This is a genomic window from Paraburkholderia sp. (assembly GCF_050742655.1).
Lineage (GTDB): Bacteria > Pseudomonadota > Gammaproteobacteria > Burkholderiales > Burkholderiaceae > Paraburkholderia.
Genome location: NZ_JBOIGG010000001.1, coordinates 76056 through 99964, shown reverse-complemented (window position 1 = coordinate 99964; position 23909 = coordinate 76056). Strand labels below are relative to the sequence as shown.

The window sequence follows — 23909 nt, the reverse complement described above, 5'->3', positions numbered from 1 at the left end:
GCGGCGTCAGTCGCGCTTCTTCGCGCGCGGATGCGCCGCGTCGTAAATGCGCGCGAGATGCTGGAAATCGAGGCCCGTATAGACCTGGGTGGCGGTGATGCTCGCGTGGCCGAGCAGTTCCTGCACGGCGCGCAGATCGCCGCTCGACTGCAGCACGTGAGTCGCGAACGAATGGCGCAGCACGTGCGGATGCACGTTCGCCGGAATGCCGGCGACGAGCGCCGCGCGCTTCACGCGGTCGCGCACGACGTTCGGCGACATCCGGTTGCCGCGCGCGGAGAGAAACAGCGGATGCGGATCGAGCTTGACGAATTCGTCGCGTACCGCGAGCCATGCGCGCAGCGCGTCGAGCGCCTTGCTGCCCACCGGCACGATGCGTCGACGATTGCCCTTGCCGAGCACTTCGACCTCTGCCGAGTCGAGCTTCAGCCAGCCGGCCGATTGATAGTCCCCCACGCTTGCGTAGCGCACGTCGAGGCCGACCAGCTCCGCGAGCCGCAGCCCCGACGAATAGAACAGTTCAAGGATCGCGTGATCGCGGACGTTTTCGGCAGTACCGGCGGTGGGCGCTTCCATCAGCGTGTGCGCATCGTCGACGGATAGCGCCTTCGGCAGCGTCTTCGCGCGTTTCGGTGCGCGCACTGTCGCGCACGGATTCGCGGGCAGTTCGACCCGCCCGGCGAGCCATCGATAGAACGCGCGCCATGCGGACAGCCGGTGCCCGATCGAGCGCGCGGACAGGCCGCCCGCATGCGCGCGCGAGACGGCGCCGCGGATGTCGATGGCGGTGAGGCTTTCGAGCGGCCGGCCGTTTGCGAGCTTCTGCAGTTCGCCGAGTTCGTGCGTGTAGGCGCGCAGCGTGTGTGCCGACAGCCGCCGCTCGTGCTCGAGGATCGCGAGGTAGGCGGCGACCGGATCGGCGGGCGTCACGATGGCGAGCGCGTCAGCGCGGCAACAGGCGGCTCAACGCCGCGCCGGCGAGTGCGCCGATGTGGGTGAGGAAATCGGTAGCCATGCCGTCGTGAAAGCGGCGTGGATCGGCCGAGCCCATCACCAGCAACCCGAATGCGGGCGCGTCGGGACTACCTTCGGGATCGCGCAGCGCGAGCAGCGCGATCGATTCGATGGCTTCGGCCGTGGCGGACGTACCGTCCGCTTCGTCGGCCGCGGCTATGGGTGCGAGCCACTGCGCCGCTTCGAAGCCGGTGTTCACGCCGCAGTACGGCGCGACGAGGCTGTTCGCGAAGATCCGCACTTCCTCGCCGACATGGCGCGCGAAATCGGCCTGCGCGTAGGGCTCGGCGACGTCCCAGACGCGCAACGCGGCCTGCGGCACGTCGAACACGTCGCGCAGGCCGTTGCCGATCGCGCGCGGCAGTGCGTACGGATCGCGTTCGGCCGTTACATGGACGGTCCAGCGGTTGAATTTCGCAGCGATGCTGTCGTTCTCGTGCCCGTAGCGCACGAGCTCGGCGAGCCGGCGCTCGAGATGCTTGTTCTTGTCGCGGAGCATTTCCATCTGCCGCTCCTGCAACGACACGGCGGCCTTTCCGTGCGGATTCGCGAGACGGATGGTCGCGAGCATCTCCGCGTTTTCGGCGAAGAATTCGGGGTTGGCCAGCAGGTATTCGGCGACTTCGCGATCGTTCATGGTTTCGGCGGATGAGCGTCCGGGTGGGACGCTGCGTTGAATGAGAGGAGTCAGTCGGCCAGTTCGATCTCGCCTTCGAAGACGGTCGTGGCCGGGCCGGCCATCAGCAGCGGCGCGTCTTCGCGCGCGCGGTCCCACGTAATTGTCAGCGCGCCACCGTGGGTATGGACGGTGACCGGCGAGTCGAGCAGCCCGCGCCGGATGCCCGCCGCGACCGCTGCGCACGCGCCCGTGCCGCACGCGAGCGTCTCGCCCGCGCCGCGCTCGTAGACGCGCAGTTTGATCTCGTTGCGCCCAACGATCTGCATGAAGCCCGCGTTGACCCGCTGCGGAAAGCGCGGGTGCCGTTCGATCACCGGGCCGTCGATACCGACCGGAAATGCCTCGGTGTCCTCGACGATCTGCACCGCGTGCGGATTGCCCATCGATACCGCCGAGATCCAGCGCGTCGTGCCGTTCACGTCGAGCGGCCACAGCGTGTCGTCGCCTGCGTGGCGTCCTTCGAGACCTTGCGTGTCGAACGGAACACGTACCGGTTCGAAGATCGGGCTGCCCATGTCGACGACGACTTCGCCGTTCGGCTGCATCGTCAACACGATAATGCCGTTCTGCACCTGGACGCGGACGCTGTGCCGGTCGGTGAGACCCTGGTCGCGGACGAACTTGACGAAGCAGCGCGCACCGTTGCCGCAGTGTTCGACTTCGCCGCCGTCGCAATTGAAGATGCGGTACCTGAAATCGACGCCTTCGATGGTCGGGCGTTCGACCAGCAGCAACTGATCCGCGCCGATACCAAAATGCCGGTCGGCGAGCGCGCGCACCCGAGCGGCACTCAGGCTGAGCGGCTGCGTATAGCCGTCGAGCACGACGAAGTCGTTGCCCGCGCCGTGCATCTTGGTGAATTTCAGTTTCATCCGGCTATTGTACGGGACGGGCGGGCGCAGTTATGCGTTTGCGTCGACGTGAGCGGCATGCGGTCCGGGCGGCCCGAATGCCGGCCGCCGCCCGTCGCTCAGTAAAACCCCGGCTGGCCGGGCGGCCGCGTCTTGAAGCGTTTGTGGACCCAGTAATACTGTTCCGGCATCTTCGGAATCTGCTCTTCGAGGAACGCGTTCATCCGGCGGGCGTCCACATCGTCGTCGCCGGTCGGGTAGTTGTCCCACGGCTTGAACACGCGCAGCCGGTAGCCCTTGTAGTGCGGCAGCACCTCGCCGATGATCGGCACCACCTGTGCGTGCCCGACTTTCGCAAAGCGGCCGACCGCGGTCAGCGTGCAGGTCGGCACGCCGAAGAACGGCACGAAGGTCGAGTTGCGCATCCCGTAGTCCATATCCGCGCCGAGCATGACCGGCTTGCGTTCCCGCAGCCAGCGCAGCACGATCCGCGCGCTGTCGGCGCGGCTTGCCATATCGGAACCGAAACGTCCGCGTGCGGCCTTCGCGACCGCTTCGAGCTCTGGATTGGACATCGGCTGGTAGAGCGCACCGCACTGCCTGTGCAGCGCGTGATTGATGAAGATCGACCCCGCTTCGATTCCCACGAAGTGGAAGCCGAGCAGTAGCGTCGGCGGCATATCCGGATCGTCAAGATCGATTTCGCTGTCGACCTGCACCAGTTTCTCGAGCTTCTCCGCGGAGGCGAACCACTGAAAACTGCGCTCGAGATAGCTGCGGATCGCGTGGCGGAAGTGCTTCTGTGCGACGTCCTCGCGGCGCTCGTCGCTCCATTCCGGAAAGCACAGCTTCAGGTTGATGTGGACGACGCGCTTGCGTCCACTGGGTATCTGATAGAGCAGCCAGCCGAGCCCGTCGCCGAGGCGCGCAACGAAGCCGTAGGGCAGCAGCGCAAATAGCCTCAACAGGCCGAGGGCCAGTTTCACACCGAGCTGGCTCAACATGCCTGCGCTCCGGACACGGCGGCGCGCGGGGCGAGGCCGCGAAATACGGTGAACGAATGGGTATGCGACACGCGGGGTTACTCTGCGACAAATTGAAGAAGTCGCTATAATAAAGGCTTCGCCGAGTTAATAGACAACTTGCGGGGCGAAGCCGGTCAGCACGATACAGATGCGTTTCACGCGTCATGCATCGCGGGCCGGTCAGGAAATCCGCTAAAGCGTCGCCGCTTCAGGCTCTAGAAGCTGGCTACGTGAAACTCAACCGTAACCACACTTCAGGAGTCTGTAACGTGGCAAACGATTATCTCTTCACTTCCGAATCCGTTTCCGAAGGTCATCCCGACAAAGTCGCGGATCAGATTTCGGACGCGATCCTCGATGCCATCCTGACGCAGGACAAATACTCGCGTGTTGCAGCGGAAACGCTGTGCAACACCGGCCTCGTCGTGCTCGCAGGTGAAATCACTACGACGGCCAACGTCGACTACATCCAGGTCGCGCGCGATACGATCAAGCGCATCGGCTACGACAACACCGAGTTCGGCATCGACTACCGCGGCTGCGCGGTGCTTGTCGCTTACGACAAGCAGTCGCCGGACATCGCGCAGGGCGTCGACCGTGCGCACGACAACAACCTCGACCAGGGCGCCGGCGACCAGGGCCTGATGTTCGGCTACGCCTGCGAAGAAACGCCCGAACTGATGCCGCTGCCGATCCACCTGTCGCACCGCCTCGTCGAGCGTCAGGCGAACCTGCGTCGCGATGGCCGCCTGCCCTGGCTGCGTCCGGATGCGAAATCGCAGGTCACGGTGCGCTATGTCGACGGCAAGCCGCATGCGATCGACACGGTCGTGCTGTCCACCCAGCATTCGCCGGACATCGAACTGTCGGTGCTGCGCGAAGCCGTGATCGAAGAAGTCATCAAGCCGACGCTGCCGGCCGAGCTCATCAAGGGCGACATCAAGTTCCTCGTGAATCCGACCGGCCGGTTCGTGATCGGCGGCCCGCAAGGCGATTGCGGTTTGACGGGCCGCAAGATCATCGTCGATACGTATGGTGGCGCCGCACCGCACGGCGGCGGCGCGTTCTCGGGCAAGGATCCGTCGAAGGTGGACCGTTCGGCCGCGTACGCGGGCCGTTACGTCGCGAAGAACATCGTCGCCGCGGGCCTCGCGTCGCGCTGCCTGATCCAGGTGTCGTACGCGATCGGCGTTGCGCAGCCCACGTCGGTGATGGTGAACACGTTCGGCACGGGTCGCGTGTCGGATGCGACGATCACGCGCCTCGTGCAGGAGCATTTCGACCTGCGTCCGAAGGGCATCATCCAGATGCTCGACCTGCTGCGCCCGATCTATGAAAAGACCGCTGCATATGGTCACTTCGGCCGCGAAGAGCCGGAATTCTCGTGGGAAGCGACGGACAAGGCACTCGTACTCGCCGAAGCCGCCGGCACGGAACCGGTCGCCGCGATCGCGTAAGCGCTTATTGCAGCATTTATCGCCACAGTTGAATAAAGCCCCGCACGGCATCTGCCGTGCGGGGCTTTTTCATTCCGGTGTGCGCGATGTGATCCGATGCCGCGATCAGCGGGCGGCAAAGGCGAACGCGAACCAGCCCGTGCTGCTCGCGCCCAGACGACGCGGCCGGCGGCTCGTGCTGTGCGGCGCGGGAATCCGCCGCGTGGAAGGGGCGCGCAACGGCGCGGGCTTGCGCAACAGCGTGCGCAGCGACAGACGGTGCGAACTGCGTCGCGCGCGCAGTGCCGAGAAGAACGCATAGAACCACGTGCGGATGCCGTCGATCGGGCGCGCCTCGCGCCATTGGTCGGCGAGCGCGCGCGTCCGCGCGGAGTGATGACGCAGCGCGCGCACGACGTGGCGCTGCGCCGGACGCGCCGCGATGCGTGCGGCACGTGTGAGTCGGGTGCTTAAAATAGTGTGCATGGCTTTCGGAAGGGGGCGGCGGCGCGCAGGGGAGATGCGAGCGAATGCAGCAGCAAGCGTGCCAATGACGGCACCCACCGCGCGACGGACAGGCCGGGGAGAACACGGAAGCGTAACGGGACGGGCAGGACGGGTGACATGGGCCGACAGAGCCCGCACCCGCCGTGCAAGGACGGAAATTGCATACGACATGCGAATCAGGCTACACGCGATCCGTGACTGTCGGAAGTCCGTTTTTACCCTCGCGGCGCGTCCGCCGATCATGCCCTTTGGGCGCGAATGCCGTGCGCGCGTGCCCTCGCATCGTGCAGTGCGCCCCATTGACGCAGCAAAGCCGACGCAGTGCGATCGCGCACGATTTACAATCGCGCATACGGTCAGTCCAAAGAAGCGGAATCCCATGCCAGGCCATTCGAAGAAGGAACAGATCCAGACGCTGCGCGAGCAGGGCTTTGTCGTCGTACCGGGGCTGGTGTCGCCGGAGCGCTGCGCGGAGCTGAGGCAGATCGCGTTGCAGCAACTGCAGGAAGCCGCGGCGCCGATCGAGTTCGAGGCCGACCTGCGCTACCCCGGCGCGCCCGAGTCGCGGCAGGCGCAAGGCGGCCACACGGCGAGACGCCTGCTCGATGCCTACGCGCGTCATCCGCGGTTTCACGAGTGGGCGACCGCGCCGGAAATCCGCGGCTGGATGGAACTGTATTTCGGCGAAGAGCCGCGCCTGTCGCGCGCGCATCACAACTGCATGATGACCAAGCACCCCGCGTACGGCAGCCTGACCGGCTGGCATCGCGACGTGCGCTACTGGTCGTTCGAGCGCGACGATCTGGTGTCCGTGTGGCTCGCGCTCGGCCCGGAAACGGTCGACAACGGCGGCCTGTGGTTCGTGCCGCATTCGCATACGCCGGCGTTCACGTCGAACCGTTTCGACGAGGCGAAGTTCTTCCGTGCGGATCTGCCCGAGAATCAGGCGCTGATCGAGACCGCGTTCTCCCCCGAACTGAAGCCCGGCGACGTGGTCTTCTTCCATTGCAACACGCTGCACTCGGCGGGCAAGAATCTGTCCGCCGACGTGAAGTTCTCGCTCGTCTTCACGTATCACGGCGCGAGCAACGTGCCGCTGCCGGGCACGCGCTCCGCGTCCAGGCCCGAAATCGCATTCTGACTTTGACGGCTGACCGCCGACCGTTCGCCGCGCTCAGCGTTTGCCCGATACCGTGAGCCCGACCAGCCCCGCGACGGTCGCGACGACTCCGCCGGCAATCAGCAGGATCGTCCGGTCGGTCGGCGCGCCGGTGAACACGCGTGACACGTCGTTGCTGAACGAATGGAACGACTGCCCGCCGAAATACAGCAGCACGATGCCGCCGACAACCAATGCCACTGAAATCGCTTTCGTCATAAGGTGCCTCGTCGATCGTTCGGTGGCCCGCAGTGTAGAAGACCCGCGCCGCAGCGTCCATCCCGCTGCGGCGTCGCCGCCCGGTCCGCTTGCTTCGTCCCACATGTCGAGCCTCTGCACGACGCTGCACGACCTGTCGCGATTCGCTAACATAATGCGTTCGACGTACCCGCTCTGAATCCGCACCGTCGCCCGGCACCAGCCGGACGACCCTTCCCGTTTTTCACCAAGGATTTCACCCATGGCTTACGAAGCAGCTTCAGCACGCTATTCGGACATGCAGTATCGCGTTTGCGGCAAGTCGGGTCTCAAACTCCCCGCGCTGTCGCTCGGGCTGTGGCACAACTTCGGCGACACGACGCCGCTGTCGACGCAGCGCGAGATCCTGCGTACCTCGTTCGATCTCGGCATCACGCACTTCGACCTCGCGAACAACTACGGGCCGCCGTACGGCAGTGCCGAAACGAATTTCGGCCGTCTGTTCAAGGACGACTTCAAGCCGTATCGGGACGAACTGCTGATCTCGTCGAAGGCGGGCTGGGACATGTGGCCGGGCCCGTACGGCCAGGGCGGCGGCTCGCGCAAGTACGTTCTTGCGAGCCTCGATCAGAGCCTGCAGCGCATGGGTCTCGACTACGTCGACATCTTCTATTCGCATCGCTTCGACGCGGACACGCCGCTCGAAGAAACCGCCGGTGCGCTCGCGACCGCCGTACAGCAGGGCAAGGCGCTGTACATCGGCATCTCGTCGTATTCGGCTGCGAAGACGCGTGAAATGGCGAAGCTGCTGGCCGAATACAAAGTGCCGCTGCTGATCCATCAGCCGGCGTACAACATGCTGAACCGTTGGGTCGAACACGAACTGCTCGATACGCTCGACGAAGTCGGCGCGGGTAGCATCGCGTTCACGCCGCTCGCGCAGGGTCTGCTGACGGGCAAGTATCTGAACGGCGTGCCGCAGGACGCACGGATCAACAAGGCCGGCGGCGGCTCGCTGAAGCAGGAGCATCTGAGCGAGCAGAACATCGAGCACGTGCGCAAGCTCAACGACATCGCGCAGCGTCGCGGACAAAGCCTCGCTCAGATGGCGCTCGCATGGACGCTGCGCGATTCGCGCGTGACGTCGGCGCTGATCGGCGCAAGCAAGCCGGAGCAGGTGCGCGAGAACGCCGGCGCGTTGAAGAACCTGTCGTTCACGAAGGAAGAGCTCGCCGAGATCGACAGCCATGCAATCGAGGGCGGCGTGAACCTGTGGGAAAAACCGTCGACGGATCAGCGCATCTGAACACTCGCATTTCACGTATCTCGCATCGCAGGCCGCCTTCGGGCGGTTTTTTTACGTGGACTGCTTACCGGTTGTCACCGGCCGGTGAGCGATTCTTCCGATTGTCATCCGGCATTGCTAAGTTCTCCGGCGATATCGAATCGACGGAGCGACGATGGATCGACAGACCGCCACGGCGGGAGCGGATGCAACGTTTGAACAGCGACCGCCACGCCGGGTCGCGATCGATCGGGTTGCGAACGTCGCGCTGCTCGCGCTCGTGTTCGCGGTGTTGCTGTTCCAGCTGTTCGGTTGGCCGCTGCTTCTGGCCTATGTGGGCGTCGCGTGGTGGATTGTCGCGCCGGTCACCATGCTGCTCGTCGTGCTTTCACCGACGCACTGGGGCTTGATTCACGAAGCGATTCACGGACAACTGCTGCCGCGGCATCGCTGGAACGAGGCGGTCGGCCGACTGCTCGCCATCGCGTTCATGCTGCCGTTCGACGCGGTTCGTTTCGGTCACCTGATGCACCATCGCTTCACGCGCGAACCGTACGATCGGCCCGATGTATTCGACGATGCTACCGGTCACACGTCGAGCACGTCGAGCACGTGGCGTGCGGTGTCGTACTACGTGCGTTTGCTCGGCGGGTTGTATCTGGCGGAGGTGATGCTGCCGATCCTCGCGTACTTGCCGGCAGACGTTGCGTGTCGTCTGGTGTCGCGTTCGGTCGGTGCCGAAGGACCCGTCGGCACCGACGTGCAGCGGCTGTTCGTCGCATTTGCCGGTGACCCGGCGCGGCGCGCGCGCATCCGGCGAGACGCGGCGCTGTCGCTCGCGTTGCATGCGTTCGCATTTCATCTGTATGGAGAATGGTGGCCGCTGCTGCTCGCGACGATGTACTTACGCGGTCTGTGGCTGTCGCTCGCGGACAACCTGCCGCACTACGATGTCCCGCTCGACGTGTCGGGGCGTGCCCGCAATTTTCGCGTACCGCGGTTCTGGCAGGCGGTGCTGATGAACCATCATCTGCACCAGTTGCACCACCGCTACCCGACGCTGCCATGGACGGCATTACCCGCTCTCGCGGACGATCACGCCGCAACGCCGCCAGGCACGGCGGCGCATACGCATTACTTTCGCGCGGCGCTGCGGCAGTTCCGACGGTCAGGCCGCGTCGGCTAACGACGTTGACAGCGGCCGCCTACTGCACGCGACGCGCGAGCGTCACATCAGTGCCGGCAACCCTTCGACCAGCACGACTGCGAATGCGACGCCGATTAGCGCACCCAGCACGCGTAGCACGTTATGTCTGAATTCCGTTGCACACGGTAGCGCTCCGAGGAACAGCGCACCAGCGAGCGCCATCGGAATGACCAGGATGAAATCACTGATCGTGAAATAGGTTGTCATATTCGTCTCCTTATCGGATCCTTCTTCGCCGCACGCCACTTCTGATTTTTCTGGGGGCGTCGACTCGATTCGAGTATAGGTGACGAACGAAGGGGTATTACCTGTGGACGCGCTGTTAGAGCGTCGGTTCGTTCGCTGTCGAAGCCCTATGGCACAGGGCTTCGAGCGATTTTAGACGGCGTCGCGAGTGTGTAGCGCATACTTACAAAGCGCTTTCCGATTATGCGTTTTACCCGCGAAAACACGCTGCCTCGGCGGCGCGAATTCACGCCGCGCCGATGCGTTCGCGACTGCGCAACCGCCACGCGATAGCAACGCCTGCCACGAGCAGCAGACCCACCAGTCCCGCGACACCGTTCCATCCATAGGCGGTCCAGTATCGGCCGCCATACGACCCGACGATGCTCGAGCCGAGATAGTAGGCGAGCAGATAGAGCGCAGCGGCCTGGCCTTTCGCTTCCTTCGCAAGCCGGCCGACCCAGCCGCTCGCGACCGCGTGGCCCGCGAAGAAGCCGAACGTCACGCACGCGATGCCGGCGGCGATCGCAGCGATCGGGTGCAGCATCGTGAGTCCGAGGCCGACGAGCATCAGCACGAGGCTCGCGATGAGCACGCGCCCGCGGCCGAACGAATCGGCCATCCGCCCCGACCAAGGCGAAGCGACGACGCCGGTCAGATAGACGACGAAGATCGTGCCGATGGCTGCCTGGCTCAGGCGGTATGGCGGCGCGAGTAGCCGATAGCCGATGTAGTTGTACAGCGTGACGAAGCTGCCCATCAGCACGAAACCCATCAGGAACAGCGCGGGCAGACCGGGGCGGCGAAAATGCGTGGCGAGCGCCGCGCGATGATGCGCGAAGCCGAGCCCGCGACGCGGCACGAAGTGGCGCGACGGCGGCAGCAGTGCGCGAAACGCGAGCATCGACAGCAGTCCGAGCACGCCGATCGTGCCGATCGACACGCGCCACGAAAACAGATCCGCGACGATGCCGGTGATCACACGCCCTGCCATCCCGCCGATCGCAGTGCCGCCGACGTACAGTCCCATCGCGAGGCCGAGGCCGTCCGGGTGCGCTTCCTCCGCGAGGTAGGCCATCGCGACCGCGGGCACGCCGCCGAGCGCGAGTCCTTCGAGCGTCCGCAGCACGAGCAGCGTGTGCCACTGCGGCGTGAACGCGACCGCGATCGTGAGCACGGCCGACAGCGTCAGCGAAGCGGTCATCAGCCGGTGCCGGCTCCAGCCTTCCGACACGAAGCCCGCGACGAACACCGCGACTGCGAGCGCGGCCGTCGTTAGCGACAGCGACAGGCTGCTTTGCGCCGGACTTACACCGAACGCCTCGGAGAATGCCGGCAGCAGCGGTTGCACGCAGTACAGCAACGAGAACGTCGCGTAGCCCGCGAACAGCAGCGCGATGCTCGCGCGCCAGTAGGCTGGCGTGCCGCGTTCGAGATAGCGTTCGTCGGGTGGCGGTGAGGGCGGAGAATCGGAAAGAGAAGCAGCCGAAGAAACGGTGCGGTCGGGCTTCGGCGGGGCATTCACGAACGGGGTCTCCTATCGGCAAAAAATCAGACGATACGCCGATCGGGACGACCACGGCACGGTGTGGCCGCGGTCGATGCGATGAGGATCGCGTTGTATGCAACGTGCGAACGCCTAACCCTTTGCAGCCCCCGCGCTCGCCGGCGCATCAGGATGCACGAGCTGATCCCCACTCGGCAACGCCGACGCATCCCACCCACCGCCGAGCGCCTTGATCAACGCGACACTCGCAGCCATCCGGCGCCGCGCGATCGACACGGCCTGCTGCTCGTTGGTCAGCGCGGTGGTCTGTGCGACGACGACGTCGAGATAGGTGATCGCACCGTTCTTGTAGCGGTTCGACACGATCGCGAGCGAGCGCTCGGACGCGGAGACCGCCTGATCCTGCGCGAGCGCTTCGCGTTCGAGCACGCGCAGCGCGGCGAGGTTGTCCTCGACCTCGCCGAACGCGGTGAGCACGGTCTGCCGGTACTGCGCGACGCTTTCGTCGTACTGCGCCTGGGCCTGCGCCTTGACGGCCGCGCGTCCGCCGAAGTCGAGCAGCGTCCCCGCGAGCGACGGCCCGAGCGACCAGAAGCGCGCGGGCGCGAGCAGCCACTGGCTGTAGTTGGTCGCTTCGAGGCCACCGGTGACCGACAGCAACAGGTTCGGAAAGAACGCAGCGGTCGCGACGCCGATCTGCGCATTCATGTCGACCACATGGCGTTCCGCCGACGCGATGTCCGGGCGCCGTTCCAGCAGCGCCGACGGCACACCGGCCGGCGCGACGACCGGCACCGCGGCGAGCGGCGCGACCGGCAGCGAGAAAGTGGATGGCGACTGCCCGACGAGAATCGCGATCGCGTGTTCGAGCTGCGTGCGCTGCACCTCGAGATCGATTGCCTGGGCCTGGGTGGTCTGCAACTGCGTCTGCGCCTGCGCGACGTCGGCATCGGTGGCGATGCCGCCAGTCAGACGATGCTGCGTGAGATCGACCGCTTCGCGATACGCCTTGATCGTGTCGTCGAGCAGTCGCTGTTCGCTGTCGATGCCACGCAGTTCGAAGTAATCGGTCGCGAGTTCGGCCTGCATCGACAGCAGCACCGATTGCGCGTCGGCGGCGCTCGCCTGCGCGTTCGCCTTCGCGCCTTCGACGCTGCGCGACACGCGGCCCCACAGATCCGGCTCCCACGTTGCGTCGCCCTGCACGAGGTAGTCGTTGATCGTGCGGCCCGCGGTGGATTTGTACAGCACGTTCTCCGACGATCGCGTGCGCGAAAAGCCGCCGCCCGCGGTCACGACCGGAAAGAAGGTCGAGCGGAACTGCGCGACCTGCGAGCGGGCCGCGCGAAAACGCGCCTGCGCGGCCTGCACGTTCTGGTTCGCGCCGGCGACCTGCTGCTCGAGCCCGTTCAATGCCGGGTCGCCGTAGACCTCCCACCATGCGCCGCGCAACGCGGTGTCGCCGGGTTGTGCGGGTTTCCAGCCGGTGCCTTCGAGTTCCTTGTAGGTCGCCGCGGCGGTCGCGGTGGGCCGCACGTAGTCGGGGCCGACCGTGCATCCGGTCAACGCGGACGCGGCCAGCAGCGCTGCGACCGCGTTGCGCGAAGAGAGGCGCCGCGTGCTCACTCTGCGACCTTTGGCGGTTCGCCGGCCGCTGGTTCACTGCCCGCGACGGCGCTGCTCGCCGGCTTCGCCGCGGCGATCCGCACCGGCGCACCGTCGACGATCGAATCCTGCGGATTCACGATCACCCGTTCGTCGCCCTGCAATCCCGACGCGATCGCGATGCGTGTGCCGAAGTCGGTACCGAGCGACACGTGCACGAGCTTCACGCGCTGCTGTGCATCGACGGTCGCGACCTTCACGCCGTCGGGACGGAACAGCAGCGTATTGCCGGGCAGCGTGAACGGCGCGCCGCCCGCGCCGAGCGAGAAGTGCACCTGCGCGTATGCGCCTGGCAGCAGATCGCCATTGCGGTTGTCGACGTCCACTTCGACGAGCATCGTCCGCTGCTGCGGATCGACCGCGCCGGCGCTGCGCGCAACGGTACCGGGATAGTGCTTCGACGGCCGCTCGAGGAGCGTGAGGTACGCGCTCTGCTGCGCGTGCACCTGCTGCGCGTAGGCCTGCGGCACGTTCACGTAGACCCGCAGCCGGTCCGCCGACGCGACGTGGAACAGCTCCTTCGCCGGCCCGCCCGAACTGCCCGCGTCGATCAGCGCGCCGACGTCGACGTTGCGCGCGGTGACGATGCCGTCGAACGGCGCATAGACCTTCTGGAACGACTGCGTCTTTTCGAGCCGCGCGACGTTGAAGCGCGCGGCATCGAGCGTGCCTTTCTTCGCGAGCATGTCGCCGACCTTCTCGTCGGTGTCCTGCTTCGACACCGAGTTGCTCTTCAGCATCCCGGTCCAGCGGTCGGCGGTGCTTTTCGCGAGCGCGTAGTTGGCCTGCGCGTTCGCAAGGTCCGCGCGCGCGGCGCGCAGCTGGTCGTCGACCTCAGGTGTTTCTATTTCGGCGAGCAGTTGTCCGGCCTTCACGTGCGCGCCGATGTCCGCGTACCACTGCTTCAGATAGCCGTTCGTGCGCGCGTAGATCGGCGTGTCGAGGAAGGCCTGCACGTTGCCCGACAGCACCAGGTCGAAGGCCGACGACGACTTCTGCGGCTGCACGACGGCAACGCTCAGCGCGCTCGCATGCTCCGCGTCGCGTTCGAGCGCGGCATGCGCGCTGTGTCGCGACCAGATGCCCTGTGCGGCCAGCACGAGCACGACGATCACCGCCACGATCGCGAGCCAGCGATTGCGGTGGGATACGGTGCCGGACGTCGCCGGCTTGCCGCCCGGTGGGGTTTCGTCAGGATGTCGACCTTCCATCGATGCCTTGCCTCAGGATGACTTGTGAACCACGTGTTCCGCCGAACGCCGCCGCCGGTCGGCGAGCCGCCGGTAGATCATCGAGAACACGACCGGCACGAACACCAGCGTGGCGAGCGTACCGATGGTGAGCCCGCCGATCACCGCGCGGCCGAGCGGCGCGTTCTGCTCGCCGCCTTCGCCAAGGCCGATCGCCATCGGCACCATGCCGATTATCATCGCGAGCGCGGTCATCAGCACCGGGCGGAAGCGCGTGAAGCCGGCTTCGATCGCGGCGCGCGTCGCGTCGCCGTGCTCGAGCAACTGTTCGCGCGCGAAGCTGATCACGAGAATCGAGTTCGCGGTGGCGATGCCGATACACATGATCGCACCGGTCAGCGCTGGAATGGACAGTGTGGTGTGCGTGAGGAACAGCATCCAGACGATGCCCGCGAGCGCGCCCGGTAACGCTGTGATGATGATGAACGGATCGAGCCACGACTGGAAATTGACCACAATCAGCAGATACACCAGCACGATCGCGAACAGCAGCCCGGTGAAGAGGCCCGAGAACGAGTCGTTCATCGTCTGCACCTGGCCGCGCACCGAGATCGTCGAGCTCTTCGGCAGATCGGCCTTCGAACTCGCGATGACCTTTTCGATGTCGTCGGACACGGCGCCCAGGTCGCGGCCGTCGGGGGTGCCGAAGATATCGACCGTCGATTGCGCGTTGTAGTGCGTGAGCACCGCGTGGCCCGCTTCGCGCCGCATCGTGGACAGCGCGCCGAGGATGTTGCTGTGACCGTTCGCGGTCAGCGGAATGTTCGCGAGCGCCTGTAGCGAATCGATCGTGTACTGCGGCGCTTCGGTGATCACGTTGTAGCTGACGCCGTTGCGCGGATTCAGCCAGAACGTCGGCGTGGTCTGCTGGCTGCCGGACAGCGTGATCAGCAGATCGCTCGCGATGTCCTTCTGCGTGAAGCCCGCCTGCAGCGCGCGCGTGCGGTCGACGTCGATGAAGATACGCGGCAGGTCCGCTGGCTGCTGGATCCGCGCGTCGGCGAGCCCCGGCACGCTGCGCAGCCGGTTCAGCAGCGTCGCGGCGAACGCGCGGTTGCCGTCGACGTCGCGCCCGACGATCTGCACGTCGATCGGCGATGGCATGCCGAAGTTGAGCGTCTGGCTGACGATGTCGGCCGGGAGGAACGCGAACTGCACGCCGGGGAATTCGTCGGTGAGCGTGCGCCGCAATGTGCGGACGTAACCGGCGGTCGGGTGATGGTCCGGATTCAGCGTGATCAGCACGTCCGCATCCGACGTGCCGATTGTGCCGGTATTGCTGTACGACAGGTTGATCCCCGACACCGGCAGCCCGATGTTGTCGATCAACGAATGCAGTTCGTTCGACGGAATCAGTTGACGGATGCGCGCATCGACACGATCGGTGACGACCGCGGTTTCCTCGACGCGCATGCCGGTTTTCGCGCGCAGGTGCAGCGCGATCGTGCCTGCGTCGACCTGCGGAAAGAAGTCGCGACCGAGAAACGGAATCAGCAGCAGCGACAGTCCGCAGCACGCGAGAAAGACCGTGACGAACATCCCGGGCCGTTCGACGCGCGCCACGAGAAACGTGCGATAGCGCTCGCGCAGGTTCTCGAAGCCGCGTTCGAACGCGAGATGCACGCGCATGAACGGATTGCGGCTCGTGCCGTCCGTGTGATGCAGATCGGCGGGCCGGTGGTGATGGCGCAGCAGATATTTCGCGAGCGTCGGCACCAGCGTACGCGAGAAGAAGTACGACGCGAGCATCGCGAATACGACCGCTTCGGCGAGCGGGATGAACAGGTAGTGCGCGACGCCCGAGAGCAGGAACATCGGCACGAACACGATACAGATCGACAGCGTCGAGACGAGTGTCGGAATCGCGATCTGATGCGCGCCGTCGAGAATTGCCTGTTCGAGGTTCTTGCCCTGTTCGAGCTGATGGCTCACGTTTTCGATCGCGACGGTCGCGTCGTCGACCAGAATCCCCACCGCGAGCGCGAGCCCGCCGAGCGTCATGATGTTGATCGTCTCGCCGAGCACGGACAGTGCGATCACCGACGTGATCATCGACAGCGGAATCGATACCGCGATGATCAGCGTCGCGCGCCAGTTGCCGAGAAACAGCAGGATCATCAGCGCGGTCAGGCACGCGGCGATCAGCGCTTCGCGCAGCACGCCCTGCACTGACGCGCGCACGAACAGCGACTGGTCCGCGACCGGATCGATGTTCAGCGACGCGGGCACGAGGTTGCGCAGCACCGGCATCATCTGCTTGATGCGGTCGACGATCTCGAGCGTCGACGTATTGCCGCTCTTGTTGATGGTGAGCAGCGACGCACGCTGGCCGTTCACGCGCACGATGTTGGTCTGCGGCTGGAAGCCGTCGCGCACATGGGCAACGTCGCGGATATAGACGGTGCCCGCGTCGGTGGTCTTGATCGGGATGTCGTTGAGGCCTTCGAGCGATGCCGGGCTCGCGTTCATTTCGACCGAGTATTCGGTGGAACCGATTTTCGCGGTGCCGGAAGGCAGGATCAGATTTTGCGCGCTGATCGCATTGACGACGTCCATCGGCGACAGGTTGCGCTGCTGCAGCTTGCGCGAGTCGATGTCGACCATGATCTGCCGCTGCTTGCCGCCGTAAGGCAATGGCGCCGACGCGCCGGGCACGGTGGCGAGCTGCGTCTTCAGGAAGTTGTTGCCGAAGTCGAACAGCTCCTGCTCGGTGAGCGACGGCGACGACAGCGACAGCCGCAGAATAGGCACCGTCGACGCGTTATAGCGCAGGATGAACGGCGGTGTGATCCCGGGCGGCAGCGAACGCAGCTGCGTCTGCGACAGTGAGGTGACCTGGGCGAGCGCTTCGTCGATGTTCGCGTGCGGCTGGAAGAAAATCTTCACGACCGCGATGCCGTTCAGCGACGTGGATTCGGTGTGCTCGATATCGTTGACCGCCACCGACAGACCGCGCTCGTAGTTGAGCACGATCCGCTTTTCCATCTCGTCGGCGGGCAGACCGTTGTACGTCCAGATCACCGACAGCACGGGGATGTCGATGTTCGGAAAGATGTCGGTCGGCGTACGGATGATCGTCAGCGGACCGACGATCATTAGCAGTAACGCTAGAACGATGAATGTGTACGGGCGCCGCAGCGCCAGGCGAACGATCCACATGAGCGGTGCGGTCGGGGTGAGGGCAAAACCGGCAAACTGTGCGGGCGCCGGACGTCGCGCGGACGGCGGTGGGCCTATGCGACCGGAATATACCGCGTATCGTAAGCTTCATGCGCGAAATTAAGCGGATGGTTCAGCACCGGTTATGATCGGCTCATTACTATGCGTTACAGTTAGTATTTTGTAAGAGGTATGCGGTGGAAAGGCGGGACATGTCCCTTTACTTTCTACTTTCCCCGCGCCGCCAAAACAGGAACAATGGTTTAACCGCACGGGAAACGCGCAGAGCGCAGAGCGGGTCAGGTGCGCTTGCAACGTTAGGGCGTCGCGGCGTTTTTTTCATACATTGACCGGCATCGGGTTCAACACAGCCGGCTTGGGAGAACGGGGAAACATCATGCAAGTCGGTTCTATCGTCCGATCCGTGCATATCGCCGTGCCTGCGGGCGCGCGCGGGATTGTCATGCGCCTTCTCGGCGACATGGCGATGGTGGCGTGGTATGCCGGCGAGCCCGGCACATCGCTGCTACTGAACACCGAACCCTTTTTCCTCGAAGATCTGATCGATACAGGCGACTTCGTTCGTCCCGCCGGCGCGCAGATACATTGAATGTCCGCTGGCCTGTCGGTGTGCCCATCGTGCACGTGATTCGCACGCTCGTGACGCGCTCGTCATCCGTGACGGCGCGGGGCACAATGCGGGCATGAACGACGATCTCCAGGTTTCGCAGGGCGGTGCCGACGGCGCTGTCCCTTTTGCCCGGCTCACACCGGAACGCGCGCTCGACGCGGTCGACGGCGTGCTCGAGACGGTGGGCGTGCGCACGGACGGCCGCATGCTGCCGCTGAACAGCTACGAAAATCGCGTGTACCAGATCGGCGTCGAAGATAGCCCGCCGGTGATCGTGAAGTTCTACCGGCCGGAGCGCTGGACCGATGAAGCGATTCTCGAAGAGCACGCATTTGTTGCCGATCTCGTTGAGCGCGAGATTCCCGCGGTGCCGGCCCGCGCATTCGATGGCCGCACGCTGCACGAATTCGAAGGATTCCGCTTCTCGATCTTCGAGCGGCGCGGCGGACGCGCACCCGATCTCGATCGCAGCGATACGCTCGAATGGCTCGGGCGTTTCATCGGCCGTATCCATGCGGTCGGGCGCACGCAGCGCTATACCGCGCGTCCCACACTCGACATCGACACGTTCGGCCGCGAGCCGCGCGAATATCTGCTCACCCACGACTTCGTGCCGGACAACGTGCGCACCGCGTGGACCACGGTCGTCGATCTCGCGCTGGAAGGCGTCGAGCACGCATTCGAGCGCGCCGGCGACGTACAGCCGCTGCGCATGCACGGCGACTGCCATCCGAGCAACGTGCTGTGGACCGACGCCGGTCCGCATTTCGTCGACTTCGACGACAGTCGTATGGGCCCCGCGGTACAGGATCTCTGGCTGCTGCTGCCGGGGGATCGACAGGAAGCGTCGCGTGCGCTCGCCGATCTGCTCGCAGGCTACGAGGACTTCTGCGAATTCGAACCGCGTGAACTGCATCTGATCGAAGCGCTGCGCACGCTGCGGCTCATTCACTATTCGGCGTGGCTCGCGCGACGCTGGAACGACCCTGCGTTTCCCGCGGCGTTTCCTTGGTTCAACTCGCAACGCTACTGGGAAGACCGCGTTCTCGAACTGCGCGAGCAGATCGGTGCGATGCAGGAAGGTCCGCTGTGGCCGGTGTCGTGAACGGCGCGTGAGCGCCCTACACGCCTACACGCGCTCGACGCTGCAGATCGTGCCGCCGGTCGCGGCGATTTCGCGAGCGGCTTTCGCGCCTTCGACCTGCAGTAGCGTCGGCAGCGACACGCCGTTCTTCGCGGCCGTCACTTCCGCGAGTATCGACACCGCGATTTCCGGCGGCGTGCGACTGCCGATGTAGATGCCGACCGGCCCATGCAGCCGCGCGAGTTCGGCGTCGTTCAGATCGAATTCCTTAAGACGCTCGCGCCGTGCCGCGTTATTGCGCCGCGAACCGAGCGCGCCGACGTAGAACGCGGGCGTCTTCAGCGCTTCCATCAGCGCGAGGTCGTCGAGCTTCGGGTCGTGCGTCAGTGCGATCACCGCGCAGCGCTCGTCGAGTTTCATGTCGAGCACGGTGTCGTCGGGCATGGTGTGGACGATCTTCGTGCCCGGCACGTCCCACTCGTCGGTGTATTCGTCGCGCGGATCGCAGACGGTCACCTGGTAGTCGAGTCCCACCGCGATATGACACAGGTAGCGCGATAGCTGACCGGCGCCGATCACGAGCATCCGGTAGCGCGGACCGTGAAGGGTCAGCAGCCGTTCGCCGTCGAAGTCGACGCCGTCGGTCGCGCACGCCGCTTCGAGCCGCGCCGCACCGGTCGTCATGTCGACCGTGCGCGCGACGAGCTGCCCGTCTTCCACCGCGCGGCACAGCGCCGCGATGCCGCTTGCTGGCGTCAGCGGTTCGAGCACGAGCTGGATCGTACCGCCGCAGGGCAGCCCGAAACGATGCGCTTCTTCGGCGGAGATGCCGTATTTCACTGCTTCGGGTACGGTCTGTTGAATGCCAAGGCGGCGCACGCGGTCGATCAGATCGTCTTCGATGCAGCCGCCCGACACCGAGCCGACCACGAGGCCGTCGTCGCGCACCGCGAGCATCGCGCCTTCGGGTCGCGGCGACGAGCCCCACGTCTTTACCACCGTCACGAGCAGTGCGCGGTGTCCTTCTTCGAGCCAGCGTGCGCTGGACTTCAGGACTTCGAGATCCACGCTGTCCATGGTTTCTCTTCCTTTCCGGTTAGGCAGCTTCCGGTTGTCCGCCAGCGGGTGGCGGATCGGCTATTTCTGCTATTCCTGCGATTGTGCCGCAGCCTGAACGTTTGCGTCAGATAGCGGCGTGGCTGCGCCGCCGCTCACCTGCTCGCCGAACCGCCGGAAGAACTCGCCGGCGAGCCTGCGCGCGGCGCCGTCGATGAACCGCGAGCCGATCTGCGCGAGCTTGCCGCCGACCTGCGCGCTCGCCGTGTACGACAGCTTCGTCGCCGTGTCGCCGGCAGGTTCGAGCGTGACGTGCGCCGTGCCGGTGCCGGTCCGGCCTTCGAAGACGATCGTGTACGTGCGCGGCGCGTCGATGTCGATGAGACGCATGCGACCTTTGAAGCTTACCTTCACCGGCCCGACCGACGCGCTCATCGACAGCGCGAATGTGTTGTCGCCGTCCGCCTCGATGCTGTCGCAGCCGGGAATCGACACGCGCAGGATCGTCGTGTCGTTCAGCGCTTCCCATGCACGCTGCTGCGAGATCGGCAGCGTGTAGTGCTCGGTCAGGTCCATGGCGTTGCTCCTCCGGAAGACGATGTTCTTGCGATCGTGGCCGAATGCGGCGAGGTTCTTCAGATTATGAACCGGCTGGCGCACGTCGACGTGCTGCTCCTGCGGGACCGCGATCACGGCGGGGCGCAGGGCGAAAAAAACGCAGGCCGTGGAGCCCGCGGTTGCGATGCTGCAGTGCGCAGACCCAGCGTCAGTGGGTCGCGTGAGCGAGCTTCGAATGGCGCCGCGAGTAGCCGAAGTAGATCGCCATGCCGATCACGAGCCAGACGACGAACGCGATCCACGTGATCGCCTGCAGGTTGACCATCAGGAACAGGCACGATGCGACCGCCAGCACCGGCACGACGGGCACGCCTGGGCAGCGGAACGCGCGCGGCAGATCCGGATGCGTCCTGCGCAGGATCAGCACCGCGATCGACACCATCGAAAAGGCGGCGAGCGTGCCGATGTTGATCAGTTCGGCGAGCACGTTGAGCGGCACCAGCGCGCCGATCAGGCCGAAGAAAATCCCTACCAGCCACGTCGTGAAGAAGGGCGTCGCGAAACGCGGATGCACGCGCGACAGCACGGCGGGCAGCAGCCCGTCGCGCGACATCGCGAAGATCACGCGCGTCTGGCCGTACGCCATCACGAGAATCACGGTGAGCATGCCGAGCACGGCGCCGAGATCGATGAAGCCCGCCACCCACGGCTGGCCGGCCACCTGCAGCGCGTACGACACCGGGTGCGAGATGTTCGCGAACTGCGCGTACGGCACGATGCCCGTGACGACCGCCGCGACCGCGACGTACAGCACCGCGCAGACGCCGAGCGAAGCGATGATGCCCACCGGCAGATCGCGTTTCGGGTTCTTCACTTCCTCGGCCGCCGACGACACCGCGTCGAAGCCGATGAACGCGAAGAACATCACGGCGGCCGCGCCGAACACGCCGTTCCAGCCGTTCGGCATGAACGGATGCCAGTTCGCCGGCGTGACGTGGAACACGCCCACCGCGATGACGAGCAGCACGACCACGACCTTGATCGCGACCATCAGGTTGTTCACGCGAGTCGATTCGCGCACGCCGACCGACAGCAGCGCGGTGATCGCCATCATCACGAGGAACGCGGGCAGGTTGAACAGCGTGTGAACACCGGGCACCGCGCCAGGGGCGGCCGTCAGCGCGTCGGGCAACGAGATGCCGAAGCCGTGCAGCAGCGACTGCAGATAACCGGACCAGCCAACCGATACCGCGGAGGTCGCGAGCCCGTATTCGAGCATCAGATCCCAGCCTATGATCCATGCGGCCAGTTCGCCGAGCGTCGCGTACGAATACGTGTAGATCGAACCGGCGACGGGGATCGTCGACGCGAATTCCGCGTACGCGAGCGCCGCGAAGCCGCATGCAACGGCCGCAATGAGGAATGACAGCATCAGCGCCGGGCCGGCCTGCACGGCGCCCGTGCCGGTCAGCACGAAAATCCCTGTGCCGATGATTGCGCCGACGCCGAGGAAAGTCAGATCGAGTGCGCCGAGCGCTTTTTTGAGTCCGGCGCTTTGCGCGCCGGCGAGCATCTGCTCGATGTTCTTCTTGCGGAAGAGGGACATGGGCGGGAGTCTCCTGGAGAGCACGCGCATGGGCGCGCCCGATATCGGAAAACCCTCGATTCTAGCGGATGTACGGTGCTGCCCCTGGCGGGCGCACACGGACGAAGGGGGATATGGCGCGGGCGATCCGGTTAAAGCCGGTTCAGGCCGTCATCACCGGATTCAGGTCGACGAGGCGATTGCTCATCACGTAGAACGTGAGTTCCGCGTTATTGCTGAGCCGCATTTTTTCGAGCAGCCGCGTGCGGTACACGCTGACTGTCTTCACCGACAGCGACAGCGTATTCGCAATGTCGGTCAGACGCTGGCCGGACGCGAGCATGCACAGCGTCTGGTATTCGCGGTCGGAGAGCTTTTCGTGCGGCAGCTGTTCGCCGTCGAACGATACATAGTCGGCAAGCGCTTCGGCCATCGCCGGGCTCACGTACTTGCGCCCCGCGGCGACCTGCTGGATCGCGCCGATCAGTTGCGCGGCGTCGATCGTCTTCGACAGATAGCCGGCCGCGCCCGCCTTCAGCGCGCGCACTGCGTACTGATCCTCGCGGTACATCGAGAACATCAGCACGGGCACACGCGGGACCTTGCGCTTGATGCGCTTGAGCACTTCGACGCCGTTCATGTCGGGCAGCGAGATGTCGAGCAGGATCACGTCGTAGACCTGCTTCGCGGCCAGCGCGAGCGCTTCAGCGCCGGTCTGCGCCTCGACGACCTCGCAGGCGACGCCGCGGTCGATCAGCAGATGGCTGACACCTTGACGGACGACCGCGTGATCGTCGACGAGCAGAATGCGCAGGCTCATGATGTGCCGCCTGAGCGCGCGTTCATGCCGGTGCCCGTCCGGTACGCGGCCGGCCGCGGCGCATCGACGAGCAGCCGGTCCCACGCGAACCGCGCGCGGACCGTGGTGCCGGAGGACTTGCCGTCGTGTTTCGCCGTGACGCTCGTGACCCGCAGCGTGCCGTCGAACGCTTCGCAACGCGCGCGCATGCCGGCCACACCGTAGTGGCCCTGCGCTTCGCCGCGACGTCGGCGCAGGCCGCGTACGATGCCGATGCCGTCGTCGGCGATGGTGAGTGTCAGGTGGCGGCGGCTCGTCTTGATCCGTACGTTCACGCACGACGCGCGTGCGTGGCGGGCGGCGTTGGTCAGCGCTTCCTGCGCGACGCGGAAGATCGCGAGTGTCCCGTCGGCGGACAGCCGGGTGAGGCGGACATCGGCGGCGCAGACGAAGCTCGTGCGCAGACGGGTGCGGGCGGCGAAGTCGTCGGTCCATTGCGCGAGCGCGGCGACGATGCCGGCTTCGAGAGGCGGTGCGTGCAGTTCCGTGACGGCGTCGCGGGCTGCGGCGCATGCGGCGTCGAGCGAACGGTTCGCGACCGCCAGTGCGGCCGCACATTGAGACGGCGCATCGGCGGGCAGCCAGGTATCGATGCCGGCCAGCGCGAAGCGCGCCGCGGTCAGTTCGGCACCCACGCTGTCGTGCAGTTCGCGCGCAAGCTGACGGCGAGCGGTTTCATGCGCCGCGGCGAGTTCGGCGGCGAGCGCACGGACGCGCTCGCGCAGACAGGCGAGTTCGGAATCGGCGGCGGAGGTCGGGTTGCCCATACCGATCGGCACGACCATCGACGTGTCCATCTCTCTCCCTCGTCAGGAAGCGGATTGGGGGGCGAACTGCGTGCGCATCGATCGCGCGAAGACTGGACAACGCATGCGAACCTCAAGCCTCCAGATGCATCTGCAGCGGGACTGCCGCGACGGATAATCGCTACGTTTTAGCGTAACGAATTTTACATTCAGTAACAAATCG

General features: G+C 65.4%; 21 protein-coding genes and 1 pseudogene. 6 read left to right on the top strand and 16 right to left on the bottom strand.

Annotated elements, in window-relative coordinates; all coding sequences use genetic code 11:
* Window positions 1-6: 6 nt before the first annotated feature.
* The 4 genes from xerC to ACREXZ_RS00420 form a co-directional block, all read right to left on the bottom strand.
* Window positions 7-930, bottom strand: a complete 924-nt coding sequence (gene xerC, locus ACREXZ_RS00435) for a tyrosine recombinase XerC (RefSeq protein WP_431762046.1) — start codon at window positions 928-930, stop codon at window positions 7-9.
* A gap of 13 nt (window positions 931-943) precedes the next feature.
* A complete protein-coding gene (locus ACREXZ_RS00430; RefSeq protein WP_431762045.1) occupies window positions 944-1651 on the bottom strand; it encodes a DUF484 family protein in 708 nt (235 codons plus the stop codon).
* Between the two features lie 50 nt (window positions 1652-1701).
* Window positions 1702-2565, bottom strand: a complete 864-nt coding sequence (gene dapF, locus ACREXZ_RS00425) for a diaminopimelate epimerase (protein ID WP_431762044.1) — start codon at window positions 2563-2565, stop codon at window positions 1702-1704.
* 98 nt (window positions 2566-2663) lie between these two features.
* Window positions 2664-3548, bottom strand: coding sequence for a lipid A biosynthesis lauroyl acyltransferase (locus tag ACREXZ_RS00420; protein ID WP_431762043.1), 885 nt, complete (start codon window positions 3546-3548; stop codon window positions 2664-2666).
* A gap of 290 nt (window positions 3549-3838) precedes the next feature.
* Between ACREXZ_RS00420 and metK the strand changes: the two genes are divergently transcribed.
* Window positions 3839-5026: a methionine adenosyltransferase gene (metK, locus tag ACREXZ_RS00415; RefSeq protein ID WP_431762042.1), complete on the top strand. Its 1188-nt coding sequence runs from the start codon at window positions 3839-3841 to the stop codon at window positions 5024-5026.
* Window positions 5027-5131: 105 nt separating this feature from the next.
* On the opposite strand, the gene ACREXZ_RS00410 is transcribed toward metK, so the two are convergent.
* Complete coding sequence (locus ACREXZ_RS00410) at window positions 5132-5491, bottom strand: hypothetical protein (RefSeq protein WP_431762041.1); 360 nt, start codon at window positions 5489-5491, stop codon at window positions 5132-5134.
* 400 nt (window positions 5492-5891) lie between these two features.
* On the opposite strand from ACREXZ_RS00410, the gene ACREXZ_RS00405 reads away from it, so the two are divergent.
* Window positions 5892-6653 (top strand): phytanoyl-CoA dioxygenase family protein, encoded by a 762-nt coding sequence (locus ACREXZ_RS00405; RefSeq protein WP_431762040.1) that lies wholly within the window; start codon window positions 5892-5894, stop codon window positions 6651-6653.
* 33 nt (window positions 6654-6686) lie between these two features.
* Here ACREXZ_RS00405 and ACREXZ_RS00400 read toward each other — a convergent pair whose 3' ends face one another.
* Window positions 6687-6890: a DUF3185 family protein gene (locus ACREXZ_RS00400; RefSeq protein WP_431762039.1), complete on the bottom strand. Its 204-nt coding sequence runs from the start codon at window positions 6888-6890 to the stop codon at window positions 6687-6689.
* 241 nt (window positions 6891-7131) lie between these two features.
* Here ACREXZ_RS00400 and mgrA point away from each other — a divergent pair, with 241 nt between their 5' ends.
* Window positions 7132-8175 carry an L-glyceraldehyde 3-phosphate reductase gene (gene mgrA, locus ACREXZ_RS00395; protein WP_431762038.1) on the top strand — a complete coding sequence of 348 codons (1044 nt, stop codon included), beginning with the start codon at window positions 7132-7134 and terminating at the stop codon, window positions 8173-8175.
* 154 nt (window positions 8176-8329) lie between these two features.
* Complete coding sequence (locus ACREXZ_RS00390) at window positions 8330-9340, top strand: fatty acid desaturase family protein (protein WP_431762037.1); 1011 nt, start codon at window positions 8330-8332, stop codon at window positions 9338-9340.
* A gap of 42 nt (window positions 9341-9382) precedes the next feature.
* Here ACREXZ_RS00390 and ACREXZ_RS00385 read toward each other — a convergent pair whose 3' ends face one another.
* The 5 genes from ACREXZ_RS00385 to ACREXZ_RS00365 all read right to left on the bottom strand — a co-directional run bounded on the left by ACREXZ_RS00385 (window position 9383) and on the right by ACREXZ_RS00365 (window position 17167).
* Window positions 9383-9568: a hypothetical protein gene (locus ACREXZ_RS00385; protein ID WP_431762036.1), complete on the bottom strand. Its 186-nt coding sequence runs from the start codon at window positions 9566-9568 to the stop codon at window positions 9383-9385.
* A gap of 265 nt (window positions 9569-9833) precedes the next feature.
* On the bottom strand, window positions 9834-10985 hold the full coding sequence (locus ACREXZ_RS00380) for an MFS transporter (protein WP_431762457.1): 1152 nt from the start codon (window positions 10983-10985) through the stop codon (window positions 9834-9836).
* A gap of 240 nt (window positions 10986-11225) precedes the next feature.
* Complete coding sequence (locus tag ACREXZ_RS00375; RefSeq protein ID WP_431762035.1) at window positions 11226-12719, bottom strand: efflux transporter outer membrane subunit; 1494 nt, start codon at window positions 12717-12719, stop codon at window positions 11226-11228.
* Complete coding sequence (locus tag ACREXZ_RS00370) at window positions 12716-13969, bottom strand: efflux RND transporter periplasmic adaptor subunit (RefSeq protein ID WP_431762034.1); 1254 nt, start codon at window positions 13967-13969, stop codon at window positions 12716-12718. Before ACREXZ_RS00370 ends, ACREXZ_RS00375 begins: the two co-directional genes overlap by 4 nt.
* Window positions 13970-13981: 12 nt before the next feature.
* The gene (locus ACREXZ_RS00365; RefSeq protein ID WP_431762033.1) at window positions 13982-17167 is read right to left on the bottom strand and encodes an efflux RND transporter permease subunit; all 3186 of its coding nucleotides are present in this window, start codon (window positions 17165-17167) and stop codon (window positions 13982-13984) included.
* Window positions 17168-17564: 397 nt separating this feature from the next.
* On the opposite strand from ACREXZ_RS00365, the gene ACREXZ_RS00360 reads away from it, so the two are divergent.
* Complete coding sequence (locus ACREXZ_RS00360) at window positions 17565-17777, top strand: hypothetical protein (protein ID WP_431762032.1); 213 nt, start codon at window positions 17565-17567, stop codon at window positions 17775-17777.
* 94 nt (window positions 17778-17871) lie between these two features.
* On the top strand, window positions 17872-18903 hold the full coding sequence (locus tag ACREXZ_RS00355) for a serine/threonine protein kinase (protein WP_431762031.1): 1032 nt from the start codon (window positions 17872-17874) through the stop codon (window positions 18901-18903).
* A gap of 24 nt (window positions 18904-18927) precedes the next feature.
* Here the strand turns inward: ACREXZ_RS00355 and ACREXZ_RS00350 are convergent, their stop codons facing one another.
* The 5 genes and pseudogenes from ACREXZ_RS00350 to ACREXZ_RS00330 form a co-directional block, all read right to left on the bottom strand.
* Window positions 18928-19959, bottom strand: a complete 1032-nt coding sequence (locus tag ACREXZ_RS00350) for an XdhC family protein (RefSeq protein WP_431762030.1) — start codon at window positions 19957-19959, stop codon at window positions 18928-18930.
* Window positions 19932-20514 (bottom strand): annotated as a pseudogene (locus tag ACREXZ_RS00345) (CoxG family protein). The gene ACREXZ_RS00350 and the pseudogene ACREXZ_RS00345 overlap by 28 nt, the downstream one beginning before the upstream one ends.
* A 190-nt stretch (window positions 20515-20704) precedes the next feature.
* Window positions 20705-22102, bottom strand: coding sequence for an amino acid permease (locus ACREXZ_RS00340; RefSeq protein WP_431762029.1), 1398 nt, complete (start codon window positions 22100-22102; stop codon window positions 20705-20707).
* Window positions 22103-22244: 142 nt separating this feature from the next.
* The gene (gene rqpR, locus ACREXZ_RS00335) at window positions 22245-22901 is read right to left on the bottom strand and encodes a response regulator transcription factor RqpR (RefSeq protein ID WP_431762028.1); all 657 of its coding nucleotides are present in this window, start codon (window positions 22899-22901) and stop codon (window positions 22245-22247) included.
* A complete protein-coding gene (locus ACREXZ_RS00330) occupies window positions 22898-23737 on the bottom strand; it encodes a sensor histidine kinase (protein ID WP_431762027.1) in 840 nt (279 codons plus the stop codon). Before ACREXZ_RS00330 ends, rqpR begins: the two co-directional genes overlap by 4 nt.
* Window positions 23738-23909: the final 172 nt, after the last annotated feature.

Excerpts from the sequence above, each read along its gene's own strand:
- ACREXZ_RS00430 (WP_431762045.1), bottom strand. The coding sequence starts at position 1,651 with ATGAACGATCGCGAAGTCGCCGAATACCTGCTGGCCAACCCCGAATTC.
- dapF (WP_431762044.1), bottom strand. The coding sequence starts at position 2,565 with ATGAAACTGAAATTCACCAAGATGCACGGCGCGGGCAACGACTTCGTC.
- ACREXZ_RS00420 (WP_431762043.1), bottom strand. The coding sequence starts at position 3,548 with ATGTTGAGCCAGCTCGGTGTGAAACTGGCCCTCGGCCTGTTGAGGCTA.
- ACREXZ_RS00410 (WP_431762041.1), bottom strand. The coding sequence starts at position 5,491 with ATGCACACTATTTTAAGCACCCGACTCACACGTGCCGCACGCATCGCG.
- ACREXZ_RS00405 (WP_431762040.1), top strand. The coding sequence starts at position 5,892 with ATGCCAGGCCATTCGAAGAAGGAACAGATCCAGACGCTGCGCGAGCAG.
- ACREXZ_RS00400 (WP_431762039.1), bottom strand. The coding sequence starts at position 6,890 with ATGACGAAAGCGATTTCAGTGGCATTGGTTGTCGGCGGCATCGTGCTG.
- mgrA (WP_431762038.1), top strand. The coding sequence starts at position 7,132 with ATGGCTTACGAAGCAGCTTCAGCACGCTATTCGGACATGCAGTATCGC.
- ACREXZ_RS00390 (WP_431762037.1), top strand. The coding sequence starts at position 8,330 with ATGGATCGACAGACCGCCACGGCGGGAGCGGATGCAACGTTTGAACAG.
- ACREXZ_RS00385 (WP_431762036.1), bottom strand. The coding sequence starts at position 9,568 with ATGACAACCTATTTCACGATCAGTGATTTCATCCTGGTCATTCCGATG.
- ACREXZ_RS00370 (WP_431762034.1), bottom strand. The coding sequence starts at position 13,969 with ATGGAAGGTCGACATCCTGACGAAACCCCACCGGGCGGCAAGCCGGCG.
- ACREXZ_RS00365 (WP_431762033.1), bottom strand. The coding sequence starts at position 17,167 with ATGTGGATCGTTCGCCTGGCGCTGCGGCGCCCGTACACATTCATCGTT.
- ACREXZ_RS00360 (WP_431762032.1), top strand. The coding sequence starts at position 17,565 with ATGCAAGTCGGTTCTATCGTCCGATCCGTGCATATCGCCGTGCCTGCG.
- ACREXZ_RS00355 (WP_431762031.1), top strand. The coding sequence starts at position 17,872 with ATGAACGACGATCTCCAGGTTTCGCAGGGCGGTGCCGACGGCGCTGTC.
- ACREXZ_RS00350 (WP_431762030.1), bottom strand. The coding sequence starts at position 19,959 with ATGGACAGCGTGGATCTCGAAGTCCTGAAGTCCAGCGCACGCTGGCTC.
- ACREXZ_RS00340 (WP_431762029.1), bottom strand. The coding sequence starts at position 22,102 with ATGTCCCTCTTCCGCAAGAAGAACATCGAGCAGATGCTCGCCGGCGCG.
- rqpR (WP_431762028.1), bottom strand. The coding sequence starts at position 22,901 with ATGAGCCTGCGCATTCTGCTCGTCGACGATCACGCGGTCGTCCGTCAA.
- ACREXZ_RS00330 (WP_431762027.1), bottom strand. The coding sequence starts at position 23,737 with ATGGACACGTCGATGGTCGTGCCGATCGGTATGGGCAACCCGACCTCC.